Genomic DNA, 12,690 nt, shown 5'->3' on the forward strand with positions numbered 1-12,690 from the left:
GCGTCACCCGATGCGCCCGCAGGCGTCACGGACGCTCGCGGCAACAACTTCGATTTCTCTTGGGAAGATCGTTCGGACATCGAAGTGCAGAGCCTCCTTTTGCATCGTGGTCATGACAGGCATGTCCACATGTCTCAGATGATGTTCCAATTCGTTCAAGGAAAAATGACGGGTGCGCACCGTCACATGCCACGTCGGCAACTCCTCCGTCGGCAACGACCCGCCGCCGACCTGTGACATCGCTTCCTCCACCCGCACGTCCGCCCGCCCGCCGAACACCTCGGCCAGCAACGACCGCAAGCGTTCCGCCTCCGCGGCCATCGACTCTTGGGTGCGCAACAGCATCCAGATCGTCGGCACACGGCTTTTGGCTTTCTCCTCGTCGCGATAGAGCAGCAGCGTCGCTTCCAGCGCCGCCAACGTGAACTTGTCGACGCGCAGAGCGCGGGTCAGTTGGTTTTTCTTGATTCGTTGGATGTATTCCTGCTTGCCGACGATAAATCCGGCTTGAGCCGCTCCGAGCAATTTGTCTCCGCTAAACGACACGATGTCCACGCCCGCGCGCACGCTCTCGCCGATCGTCGGCTCGTCTCCGATCCCGTACGCCCGCAGGTCGATCAACGACCCGCTGCCAAGGTCTTCGTAGACCGGCACACCGCGCTGATGAGAGAGCGCCACAAGGTCGGCGAGCTCCGGCTGGTGGGTAAACCCGACCACGCGGAAGTTGCTCGTGTGCACGCGCAGAATCAAGCCGGTCTCGTCGTCGATGGCGCGCTCGTAGTCATAGAGATGCGTTTTGTTGGTGGTGCCGACCTCGACGAGGGCTGCACCGCTTGCCCGCATCACTTCCGAGACGCGAAACGATCCGCCGATCTCCACCAACTGCCCGCGCGAGATCACGACGCTCTTGCCCTTCGCCATCTCGGTGAGCACCAAGAGCACGGCGGCGGCGTTGTTGTTGACAACCAGCGCCGCTTCCGCACCGGTCAGTTCGCAGATCAGGCGTTCCACATGGTCGTAGCGGGACCCCCGCTCCCCCGTCGAGAGGTTGAGTTCGAGGTTCGTATAGCCGCTCGCCGTGCGCACGATGGCGTCCACCGCCTCGTCCGCCAAGGGAGCACGGCCCAGATTGGTATGTAAGACGACGCCGGTCGCGTTGATCACCGGACGGAAATGCGGTTGGAATTGCGCCTGCACGCGTTGGGCGACCTCATGCGCGAGCGCGTCAGGCAGCAGGGCGGATTCGTGCTCCGCGCCCGCCAGAATCTCCCGGCGCAGATCTCCGATCACGTTCCCTGCGAGGCGGGAAACCAGCGCATGCGAGTGAAGTTCGATCAACTCCCGGCACACCGGGTGATCGAGCAACTTATGCACCGCCGGCAATTTCCGCAGTTGTTCCATTCCCATAGACAGTAACACTCCTTACCCACTACGCTCCCTCCCTCTATTCTAGCAAAAAAACTGCCACCGCAATCGGTGGCAGTTCAAAAAGGGGGAACGTGCAGCAAAAAAGCGGTTCCAACATCTATGATCAACGCAACCTGAAGATTTGGTTGCGGGGTCCATGCCAATCAGAACCGGCGGCGGAACGGGGCGTTTTTAGTCGTCGTGCTTCTTGCCTTTGCCCTTGTCTTCTTGCTTCTGCTCGCCTTTGTGTTTTCCGTTGTCGTGCTTGCCTTCTTCCTTCGGCGGAGTGCCCGGCTTTGCGCCCTTGGATTCGATCTTGCGCCCGTCGTTCATCTCAATGTCGAGCGTCCGGATCGACGACAGCACGCGCGGGTCGAGTTGGACTTGCTTGCCTAGCAGCGCGGAGGTCAGCGCCCCTTGCAGTTGGAAGCCGTTCAGAAGCTGCGTCATGATTTGCAGCGCTTGATCGCCCTGCACCGACATCTTGCGCCCGCCGAGTTCGCCGTCGAGCTTGTAGGTGCCTTTCTCTTGCTTGAATTCGACTTTCAAGTTGCCTTGCGTGGTGTTCGTCTCAAAGTGCAGGTCATGCACCGAATTCAACTGGAAGTTGCTCGCCACAGCCGTTCCCGCGCCGGAAGCCCCTTGGGAATCAGCGGAGCCTGTAGAAGCCGTCGCCGTCGACCCTGTTGCAGACGTCGCGGCGGGCTGCTGCACAACAAACGGGTTGTTGGCGTCGAGCGTCGCTTGATCAACCGGGTTGGCAACCGCCGTGCTTGCGCCATTCGTTGTGCTCGCATCTGCCACCTGTACCGGCTTGGCGTTGCCGAGCTGCGCCGCTTCTTCCGCCGTCAGCGGTACGGAGCTGACGACTTGCGCGGAGACGTTGCTGGCGTTTGCCGCTTGGTCGGCGTTCTCGGTTGTTTTCGTTGTCCCGGTCACCGCGTACCCGGCCCCGCCTGCCGCCAGCACCAACGGGGCTGCGATCAGGACGACTTTTTTCCAAGAAACTTTCATGCTTGTTCCTCCGTTTCCCTGTACCTCTTGTTGCTTATAGATTCGAGGGCCTCAATTGAGGAATGACGGTCGAAGCACATTTTGGTACGATAGGACATGGCATCCTGACTGACGAAAGGTGGTACACCCCTTGAATCGAGAAACTTCCAAACACCTCTATGAAAAAGCCCAAGACGTCATCGTCGGCGGCGTCAACTCCCCGTCCCGCTCGTTTAAAGCGGTCGGCGGCGGCGCTCCGGTGTTCATGGAGCAAGGCGTTGGCGCACACTTCTACGACGTGGACGGCAACCGATACATCGACTATCTCGCCGCCTACGGTCCGCTGATTCACGGCCACGGCAACGCGCACATCGCCGAAGCAATCGCGAGCGCCGCCAAGAACGGCGTCCTCTACGGCACGCCGACCAAGTTGGAAATCGACTTCGCGACGATGTTGCGCGACGCAATTCCTTCCTTAGAAAAAGTCCGCTTCGTCAACTCCGGCACCGAAGCGGTCATGACGACGATCCGCGTCGCCCGCGCGTACACCGGCCGCAACAAAATCATGAAGTTCGCCGGCTGCTACCACGGCCACTCCGACCTCGTGCTGGTCGCGGCAGGCTCCGGTCCGTCGACGCTCGGCATCCCGGACTCCGCTGGCATCCCGCAAGCGATCGCCAACGACATGATCACGATCCCCTTCAACGACCTCGCCGCGTTTGAAGACGCGCTGCAAAAATGGGGCGATGAAACGGCCGCCATTCTCGTCGAACCGATTGTCGGCAACTTCGGCATCGTCCGACCGGAACCGGGCTTCCTCGAAGGCGTCAACGAACTGGCACACCGCCACGGCGCGCTGGTCATCTACGACGAAGTGATCACGGCGTTCCGCTTCCACTACGGCGGCGCGCAAGACCTGCTCGGCGTCAAACCGGACATGACCGCGCTTGGCAAGATCATCGGCGGCGGTCTTCCGATCGGCGCGTACGGCGGTCGCATTGACATCATGGAGAAAGTCGCTCCGCTCGGCCCGGCGTACCAAGCAGGCACGATGGCGGGCAACCCGGCGTCGATCGCGGCAGGGATCGCCTGCCTCGAAGAACTGCAGCACCCCGGCACCTACGAGCGCCTCGACAACTACGGCGCACAACTGGAAGCGGCGCTCTTGGAAGCGGCGAAACGCCACGGCCATACCGTCACCCTCAACCGCGTCGGCGGCGCGTTTGCGCTGTACTTCCTCGACCGCGAAGTTCGCAACTACGACGATGCACAAGCGGCGGACGGCGAGAAATTCGCCCGGTTCTTCCACCTTTTGCTCAACGAGGGCGTTCTGCTCGCACCGTCGAAGTACGAAGCGTGGTTCGTCTCCACCGCCCACACGCAAGCGGACATCGACTTCACCATCGATGCGATCCGCAAAGTGTTCGCCGAACTCTAATCCTCTCATCCCGAAAAAGACCTTCTCCGCCCTCTTGGCGCGAGAAGGTTTTTTCGTGACGTACACTTCTGTTTCACAAAAAAAAAGACCTGCACACAGGAGTCTGCGGCAGGTCTTTCTGTTTCTGCTTGGCAACAGGGCTTACAGAACGTCAGCCAGTTTGTCGAGCAGTTGGTTTTTGTTTTGGTAGCCAACGAGAGTCTTCACGACTTCGCCGTTTTTGAAAACGAGCAGAGTCGGGATGGACATCACGCCGAACTTTTGCGCGGTTGCCGGGTTTTCATCGACGTTGAGCTTGCCGATGGTCAGCTTGTCGGAAACTTCGCCCGCGAGGTCGTCGAGGACCGGTGCGAGCATTTTGCACGGACCGCACCAAGCAGCCCAGAAGTCCACGAGGACCGGCTTGTCGCCTTGAACCGCTTCGTTGAAGTTCGCGTCGGTTACGGTTTGAATGAGATCGGATGCCATGAGTGATTCCCTCCAGTTCTGCGTCGAAGCTTAGACAGCTACGACTTCTTTGATTTCCGGTACTGCTGCGCGAACGGTGCGCTCGATGCCCATCTTCAGGGTCATGGTGCTCATCGGGCAACCGCCGCAAGCGCCGGTCATGCGGATCGAAGCGATGCCGGTTTCAGCATCCACGTCCACCAATTCAGCGTCGCCGCCGTCGGACTGCAGGCCCGGGCGAATTTTGTCCAGTGCTTCTTGAACGCGTGCGCGAAGATCTTCCATCTTGTATTCCTCCAATCATGGTCTGGTTGCAAAGTCAGAGACCCATACGTACCTAGTATAGGCGGTTCCTGCGAAGGCCATTCTGCTTGACGCCTTCATCATATTGTATTTGTATTGTAGAAAAAACGAGCCTCAAAGTCTGTGAGTTCGGTTACATCTGCCCTTCCCACTCCGCCAAGAAGCGCTCCAGGAAGCCCTCCATATAGCGGTGCCGCTCTTCGGCGATGCGCTTGGCGGCGTCGGTGTTCATCAGGTCTTTGAGCAAGAGCAGTTTTTCGTAAAAATGGTTGATCGCCGTGCTTTTCCCTTGGCGGTACTCCTCGGCGGTCATCTGCTCGCGCGGCGGCAGCGTCGGGTCGTGGCTCAGTTGCCCCTTGGCGCCCGAGTACGCAAACGTGCGGGCAATCCCCAGCGCCCCGATGGCGTCCAAGCGGTCGGCGTCCTGCACGATACGCCCTTCCAAAGTTCTGACCGGCGGCCGGTTGCCGCCCTTAAACGACATCGTCGCGATGATCTCCAAGAGATGCGAGCGGGTGTCCCCCTCCACGTCGTGCGCGTCCAGCCAGTCGGTCAATTTCTTCATCCCCGCCTCGGGGCTGGCGTTTAACTTCTCGTCGGGGATGTCATGAAGCAAAGCGGCCAACGCGCAGAGGAACACGTCTGCCCCCTCAACGCGTGCGATGCGCTCCGCCATGCGCCGCACGCGTTCGATGTGCCACACATCGTGCCCGGAGCTGTCACCGCCGAGCTCTTGGCGGACGAACTCTTCGGCTTGCTGCAAAATCCGTTCACGTTCCATTCTGTTCGCTCGCCTCCCGAACCTCATCTTACCAAGAGATGGAACGGGGGGCAAGGCGGGCTTTTTTAGTTCGCTTGATTTTGCGAAGGTGCGGCAGAAGATGTGGAAGAAGGCTCGCCGAGGTTTGGTAATTCGATCGGCGGAATCGCTGTCGACGACTGCCCCACGGCGTTGCCTTGCGAGTTGAACACCATCTGCGGCACGTCTCCCGCCAGCACGACGTACGCGATCGGCACCCGCGTCGAGTATTGGCTCGGATGCGAGGAGAACGGCACGATGATCGTCTCTTCCACGGTGATGTCCAAGTACAGCACATGCACCGTCTGGTTGATGCCGGCGCTTTGCGTGTCATACCCGACTTGGGATTTGACGATGGAGACGGGACGGATCTTGATCGGAATGTTCGGCCCGATGCCGGCAAGAATCGAACTTTCGTACACCACCCCGAGCGGCAGGGAAATTTCTTCTTCCTTGGCATGGGTGAGTTCGCTTTGGACGTAATCGGTCACTTTGGCTTGCAGGCGCGTGGCTTCCTGCATGTTGAAATACCCGGCGCTGATCCTGCCGTTGGCTCCCTCGCGGAAGTTCATCAGCAAATTGTAGTTGGCTTCGTCGGCGATTTTTTTGGAAATCGAATCGTTGATGGTTTTCACCGCATACTGCTTGGCGTACTTCTCGGCGGCGACTTCCAGATGCGGGCGCATCGACGTTTCATAATAATAAATCGTCTGCACGGTGGAGAACACGATCATGACCAAGACAAGAAACAGGACGAGCCGCCAGTTCAGCTTCTTGCGCCGGCCAATCTTCATCGCCATCGGACGTCCCTCCTCTTCTCCCTCCATGTGTATGTCCGAGCGGGCGGCGCTAGAAGATTGACACAAACGCCGACGAGGTGGTAAGGTGGATGAGAATTGTGAATTGAATAACGTTTTTTCTCTTATCCAGAGAGGTGGAGGGACTGGCCCTATGATACCTCGGCAACCGATTGATCAGGTGCTAATTCCAGCAAAGCAGATAGTGGGCTTTGGAAGATAAGAGAGGCGGTGCTGACTCCAACCCTTCTGCCCTCTTCTTGTCTCCCTGACGAAGAGGGCTTTTTCTATGCCCGCAGACTCCGAGGAGGAATTCATACGATGAGCAAACCCCCGATTCAACAGCAATTGCAAACCAAGATCCTCATCCTCGACGGTGCGATGGGCACGATGCTTCAAAGGGAAAACTTAACCCCTGACGATTTCGGCGGCGAAGAGCTCGACGGTTGCAACGAGAACCTCGTCCTCACCCGCCCGGACGTCATCCGCTCCATCCACGAAGCGTACCTCGAAGCGGGAGCGGACATCATCGAAACCAACACGTTCGGCGCTACGTCCGTCGTTCTGGCGGAATACAACCTGCAACACCTCGCGCACGAGATCAACCTCGAAGCGGTGCGCCTCGCCAAGGAAGCGGCCGACAAGTACTCAACACCGGAGTGGCCGCGCTACGTCGCGGGCGCGATGGGGCCGACCACCAAGACGCTTTCTGTCACGGGCGGCATCACGTTCGAGGAACTGACCGACTCGTACTTCGAGCAAGCCCGCGCCCTGATTCTCGCCGGAGCCGACGTGCTGCTGCTCGAAACGGTGCAGGACACCCTGAACGTCAAAGCGGGCGCGATCGCCGTCCATCGCGCCTTCCAAGAGACCGGGATCGAACTTCCGGTGATGCTCTCCGGCACGATCGAGCCGATGGGCACGACGCTGGCGGGCCAGAACATCGAATCGTTCTACATCTCGCTGGAGCACTTGAAGCCGATCTCCGTCGGCTTGAACTGCGCGACCGGTCCGGAGTTCATGCGCGACCACTTGCGCACGCTCTCCGAACTCGCCACCTGCTCCGTATCCGTCTACCCGAATGCCGGACTCCCGGACGAAAACGGTCATTATCATGAAACGCCGCAAAGCCTCGCCAAGAAACTGGCAGGGTTCGCGGAAAAAGGCTGGCTGAACATCGCCGGCGGCTGTTGCGGCACGACGCCGGATCACATTCGGGCGATTCACGCAGCGCTGCAAGATTTCAAACCGCGCACCGCGCCCGAGCCGCACCGCCCGGCGGTCTCCGGGATCGAAACGGTGTTCGTGGAGCCGGACAACCGCCCGCTGATCGTCGGCGAGCGCACCAACGTGCTCGGCTCCCGCAAGTTCCGCAACTTGATCGTGGACGGCAAGTACGAGGAAGCGTCCGAAATCGCCCGCGCCCAAGTCAAAAAAGGCGCGCACGTCATCGACATCTGCCTCGCCGACCCCGACCGCGACGAAGCCAAGGACGTGGAAGAATTCCTGAAGTTCGTCACCAAAAAAGTCAAAGTGCCGCTGATGATCGACTCGACCAACCTCGACGTGTTCGAGATGGCGCTGAAATATTCGCAAGGCAAAGCGCTGCTGAACTCCGTCAACCTCGAAGACGGTCCGGAGAAAATTGACAAAATCGTCCCGATCATCAAAAAATACGGTGCCGCCGTCGTCGTCGGCACGATCGACGAAACCGGCATGGGGGTCACCCGCGAGCGCAAACTGGAAGTGGCAAAGCGCTCCTACGATCTGCTCGTCAACCGGCACGGCCTCGATCCGCGCGACTTGATCTTCGACCCGCTGGTCTTCCCGTGCGGCACCGGCGACGAGCAATACATCGGCTCGGCGCGCGAAACGATCGAAGGCATCCGCTTGATCAAGGAACACTTCCCGCTCTCCCAAACCATCCTCGGCGTCTCCAACATCTCGTTCGGTCTGCCGGGCTCCGGCCGCGAAGTGCTCAACGCCGTGTTTCTCTACCACTGCACGAAAGCAGGTCTCGACTACGCGATCGTCAACTCCGAGAAACTGGAGCGCTATGCGTCGATCCCGGAAGAAGAGCGCCGCTTGGCAGAAGACCTGCTGTTCAACACGAACGACGAAACGCTCGCCGTGTTCACCGACTTCTACCGCGAGAAGAAAGTCAAAGTGGAGATCAACGCTTCGACCTTGACGCTGGAAGAACGCCTCGCGTCCTACATCGTCGAAGGCACCAAGGAAGGACTCTACGCCGACCTCGACGAAGCGTTGACAACCTGCAAGCCGCTCGACATCATCAACGGCCCGCTGATGACCGGGATGGAAGAAGTCGGCCGTCTCTTCAACAACAACGAACTGATCGTCGCCGAAGTTCTGCAATCCGCCGAAGCGATGAAAGCGGCGGTCGCCCACTTGGAACCATACATGGAAAAAACCGACTCGGCGATGAAGGGCAAGATCTTGCTCGCCACGGTCAAGGGGGACGTGCACGACATCGGCAAAAACCTCGTCGAGATCATCCTCTCGAACAACGGGTTTGACGTGATCAACCTCGGGATCAAAGTCGGTCCGGAACAGCTGATTCTCGCCGCCCGCGAGCACAAGCCGGACGCGATCGGTCTCTCCGGCCTGCTCGTCAAATCGGCGCTTCAGATGGTCACGACCGCGCAAGACTTGAAAGCGGCGGGCATCGACGCCCCGCTGCTCGTCGGCGGCGCGGCGCTGACCCGCAAATTCACCTACACCCGCATCCAGCCGGAGTACGACGGCCTCGTGCTCTACGCCAAGGACGCGATGGGCGGTCTCGACCTCGCCAACAAACTGACCAACTCGAACGAACGTCAGGCACTCGTCGACTGGCAGCGCCGCGAGCGCGAGAGCTTTGACAACAAAACCACCGTTACAGAAGTCGCCGTCGCGGTCGAAGTGCCCGACCGCTCGCCGCACATTCAACACCAAGGTCCCGTCCTGCTCCCGCCCGACACCGAGCGCCACGTGTTGCGCGACTACCCGGTGGATCACTTGCAGCCGTACCTCAACTTGCGGATGCTGCTTGGCAAACACTTGGGCCTCAAGGGCAACGTCGAGCAACTCTTGGCGGACGGCGACGAGAAAGCGACCGAACTGTACGGCATCGTCGAAGAGCTCCTGACCCAAGCCAAGCGTGACGGCCTGATCCGCCCGCAAGGCATCTACCGCTACTTCCCGGCGCAATCGGAAGGGAACAAGATCCACATCTACGACCCGGCGGACACGTCCCGCGTCTTGGAGACGTTCGACTTCCCGCGCCAGCAAAAAGACCTGCACCTCTGCCTGAGCGACTTCGTGCGCCCGGTCGAGAGCGGCGAGATGGACTACGTCGGCTTCTTCGTCGTCACGGCGGGCCGCGGCATCCATGAACTCGCCTCGCAGTGGAAAGACGCGGGCCACTACTTGAATTCGCACGTCTTGCAATCCTTGGCGTTGGAACTCGCCGAAGCGTTTGCCGAGCGCGTCCACCACATCATGCGCGACGCGTGGGGCATCCCCGACCCGGCGGAGATGACGATGCAAGAGCGCTTCGGGGCGCGCTACCAAGGCGTGCGCGTGTCGTTCGGGTATCCGGCATGCCCGAACCTCGAAGACCAAGCGCAACTGTTCCGCCTCTTGGAGCCGAACAACATCGGCGTCGAACTGACGGAAGGATTCATGATGTTCCCGGAAGCCTCCGTCTCCGCGATGGTCTTCTCGCACCCGCAAGGCCGCTACTTCAACGTGGAATAAACCCGGTGTAAAAAGAAACCCTGCCCGCAACTTGTGACAGTTGCGGGCAGGGTCTTTTTTTTTCCCAAAAGGGTTTAGAAGTTTGCGTTTTGGGTGTAGGTCATCATGGTGTTGCCTTGTCCTTGGAACGCTTGCAGCATCGTGTTCATGGTGTGGTCCGCCAGTTGCGGAACTTGGTAAACGCCGGTGTAGTTCATGTACTGGAACAGCTCGTACGCCATCTCTTGGCAGACGTTTGCGCAGGTCGCGTGGAAGGAGCGCAGTTGCGGCTGGGTGCACTCCAACGCCATCTGCATCGAGCAAACCGCGCCGGATTTGTGCAGTTTCAACGCCGTGGTGGCGATGGTGACGTCCGACATCGTCTTCGCGTTCGGGTTCGGCGGTTGCATCATCGGGTTGTGCAGGCCGATTTGGACGTTTTCGTAGACGTTGGTTTGCGGGGTGTGCGGCATCGTCGCCACGCCGGACGCGTAGTTTTGCGGGTTCGCAACCGACAGGCACTGTTGGTAGGCTTGCACCATGCGGTTTTGTTGATTATGCAGGATGTCGCGCAGGTGCGGATCTTGCGCTTGCGAGATCAGAACGCCGTACAGTTCGATATCAGCAGCCTTGGAGCGGAGGGCTTCCTGCGTTTCGAGAAACTCGTGAGCTCCGAAGCGCATGCCTTGTTGACCGCCGGTTTGGCCTTGTACTTGGTAACGGGTTTGCTGGTTGTTCATCGATTGGTTTGCGTAACGGTACATCGTGGATAAGCAACTCCTCTGTTCCTTGATTTGGTTCCCCGTAAGGAACCCCTCCCTAGAATTGCCCCTCGCCCGCAGAATATACGATACGAAAAAAACCACCCGACCCCGGAGGGCCAAGCGGTTTTTGGGAAAGTATCGCAAAGCAGACTTACGCGTGAACGCGGTTCTCGGTCAGACGCAGGAACTCTTCTGCGTCTTTCACCGCCAACTCCACCGCGCCGCGCCAGAAATCCGGCTGAGTCAAGTCGACGCCGAGGTGCTTTTGCGCCAGATCTTCGACTTGCATGCTGCCGGTGTCGCGCAGGAGCGCCACATACTTGTCGGCAAACGTCGGGCCTTCCGCCAGCGCGCGCGCATAAACGCCGTACGAGAACAGGTAGCCGAACGTGTACGGGAAGTTGTAGAACGGCACGCCCGTCGAGTAGAAGTGCAGCTTCGACGCCCAGAAGTGCGGGTGGTATTCGGAGAGCGCATCGGCGTAGGCTTCCTTCTGCGCGTTGGTCATCAGTTCGTTGAGGCGGGCCGTGGAGACGAGACCCTTGCGGCGCTCGGCGTAGAAGTTCGTCTCGAAGATAAAGCGCGCCTGAATGTTCATGAAGAAGGAAATCGCGTTGCCCAACTTGTTGTCCAAGAGCGCGATGCGCTCTTCCTCAGACTTGGCGTTTTTCAGCGCAGCATCGGCGACGATCATCTCGGCGAACGTAGACGCGGTTTCCGCGACGTTCATGGAGTACGATTGCACGAACAGCGGCATGTCGCGCATGACCCACGAATGGTACGCATGGCCCAGTTCGTGCGCGAGGGTCGCCACGCCGCCCGTCGAGCCGTCATACGTCATGAAGATGCGGGATTGGCCGTTTTTCGGGAAGCCGGTGCAGAAACCGCCCGGACGCTTGCCGGGGCGGTCTTCCGCCTCGATCCAACGCTGTTCAAACGCCATCTCGGCAAACTCCGCCATCTGCGGCGAGAATTTACGGAACTGCTCGACGATGAACTGCGCGCCTTCGTCGTAGCTGAGCGTCGTGTCCGATTCCCCCAGCGGCGCGTGCACGTCATACCAAGCCAGACGTTCCAGACCCAGCAGACTTGCTTTGCGGTTCAAGTATTTAACGAACGGTTCGCGGTACTCGTTGATCGTGTTCCACATCACGTCGAGCGTCGCTTGCGACATGCGGTTGATGTCGAGCGGCTCGCGATGCACCGATTCCCATCCGCGATGCTTGTAAACTTGCAGGCGGAAACCGCCGAGGTGGTTGAGCGCCGAACCGATCAACTCTTCTTGCTCGGTGAACGCTTCTTCCCACTTGGCGAACGTGTCTTGGCGAACGGATCGCTCACCGTGGCCTTCATAGCGGTTTTGCGCTTGGCCGATCGACAGCTGCGTCGGCTGGCCGTCCTTCTCCACGGTCAGCGACATGCGGCCGACGATCGCGTTGTACAGCAGCGACCAGGCATGGTAGCCGTCGACGGAGAGGTCGTTGACGAGCGACTCCGATTCCGGCGAGAGCTTCTCGACTGCGCGGCGGCGGCGTTCTTCCAGCGTATACGAGATCGGCGCCAGGCGTTCGTCTTGGAGCAGCGCGTTCCACTCCTCCTCCGAAACTTCCAAAATCTTCGCGTCCAACTGCGTCATGACGGAAAGATACGCGGCGTTCATCTGCGCGAACGAGCCTTGGAGCACTTTCGCCTGCATGTCTTTGACGTCTTGCGCGGTCAAGCAAGAGATGAAGGCGGACGCGGTGCGCAAACGGCCGTAGAGCGCTTGAATCGCGTCAAACAGCGCCGCCCATTGGTCTGCGCCGGACGCCGCTTGCAGGTTGCTCACAAGCTCCTGAACTCCTTGCATATCTTCAGTAATGGAACGGAGGTGTGCGCTGAATTCCTCAGACGCACTGCCGCCCGCAAATACGACTTCTAAATCCCAAGACGGGTTCAACGGTGCTTTCATCGATTTCATAACCCCTTTGCCAATATGTACTCGCCAGCGTTAGTTGGTTTTTA

At 59.5% G+C, this 12,690-nt stretch carries 10 protein-coding genes and 1 riboswitch; of the genes, 2 read left to right on the forward strand and 8 right to left on the reverse strand.

From position 1 onward, the window contains the following. Nucleotides 1–3 precede the first annotated feature (3 nt). Nucleotides 4–1,407: an L-seryl-tRNA(Sec) selenium transferase gene (selA, locus tag EL26_RS01250; RefSeq protein ID WP_081856892.1), complete on the reverse strand. Its 1,404-nt coding sequence runs from the start codon at nt 1,405–1,407 to the stop codon at nt 4–6. 192 nt (nt 1,408–1,599) lie between these two features. Next, nucleotides 1,600–2,421, reverse strand: a complete 822-nt coding sequence (locus EL26_RS01255; protein WP_038083517.1) for a RodZ family helix-turn-helix domain-containing protein — start codon at nt 2,419–2,421, stop codon at nt 1,600–1,602. A gap of 130 nt (nt 2,422–2,551) precedes the next feature. Between EL26_RS01255 and EL26_RS01260 the strand changes: the two genes are divergently transcribed. Further along, a complete protein-coding gene (locus tag EL26_RS01260; protein ID WP_038083519.1) occupies nt 2,552–3,838 on the forward strand; it encodes a glutamate-1-semialdehyde 2,1-aminomutase in 1,287 nt (428 codons plus the stop codon). A 141-nt stretch (nt 3,839–3,979) separates the two neighbouring features. On the opposite strand, the gene trxA is transcribed toward EL26_RS01260, so the two are convergent. The 4 genes from trxA to yunB all read right to left on the reverse strand — a co-directional run bounded on the left by trxA (nt 3,980) and on the right by yunB (nt 6,187). Then, the gene (gene trxA / locus EL26_RS01265; RefSeq protein WP_038083520.1) at nt 3,980–4,306 is read right to left on the reverse strand and encodes a thioredoxin; all 327 of its coding nucleotides are present in this window, start codon (nt 4,304–4,306) and stop codon (nt 3,980–3,982) included. Between the two features lie 30 nt (nt 4,307–4,336). Then, a complete protein-coding gene (locus EL26_RS01270) occupies nt 4,337–4,570 on the reverse strand; it encodes a NifU family protein (RefSeq protein WP_038083523.1) in 234 nt (77 codons plus the stop codon). 151 nt (nt 4,571–4,721) lie between these two features. Further along, the gene (locus EL26_RS01275) at nt 4,722–5,369 is read right to left on the reverse strand and encodes an HD domain-containing protein (protein ID WP_038083526.1); all 648 of its coding nucleotides are present in this window, start codon (nt 5,367–5,369) and stop codon (nt 4,722–4,724) included. 65 nt (nt 5,370–5,434) lie between these two features. Next, nucleotides 5,435–6,187 (reverse strand): sporulation protein YunB, encoded by a 753-nt coding sequence (yunB, locus tag EL26_RS01280; RefSeq protein WP_038083529.1) that lies wholly within the window; start codon nt 6,185–6,187, stop codon nt 5,435–5,437. A 119-nt stretch (nt 6,188–6,306) separates the two neighbouring features. Next, nucleotides 6,307–6,410, forward strand: a riboswitch (SAM riboswitch). A 95-nt stretch (nt 6,411–6,505) separates the two neighbouring features. On the opposite strand from yunB, the gene metH reads away from it, so the two are divergent. Next, nucleotides 6,506–9,943: a methionine synthase gene (gene metH, locus EL26_RS01285; protein ID WP_038083531.1), complete on the forward strand. Its 3,438-nt coding sequence runs from the start codon at nt 6,506–6,508 to the stop codon at nt 9,941–9,943. 74 nt (nt 9,944–10,017) lie between these two features. On the opposite strand, the gene EL26_RS01290 is transcribed toward metH, so the two are convergent. Next, on the reverse strand, nt 10,018–10,686 hold the full coding sequence (locus tag EL26_RS01290; RefSeq protein ID WP_238546026.1) for a spore coat protein: 669 nt from the start codon (nt 10,684–10,686) through the stop codon (nt 10,018–10,020). A gap of 151 nt (nt 10,687–10,837) precedes the next feature. Then, nucleotides 10,838–12,637, reverse strand: a complete 1,800-nt coding sequence (locus EL26_RS01295; RefSeq protein ID WP_038083534.1) for a M3 family oligoendopeptidase — start codon at nt 12,635–12,637, stop codon at nt 10,838–10,840. Between the last annotated feature and the right edge of the window lie 53 nt (nt 12,638–12,690).

The sequence above is a fragment of the Tumebacillus flagellatus genome (genome assembly GCF_000714935.1).
GTDB classification, from domain to species: Bacteria; Bacillota; Bacilli; order Tumebacillales; family Tumebacillaceae; genus Tumebacillus; species Tumebacillus flagellatus.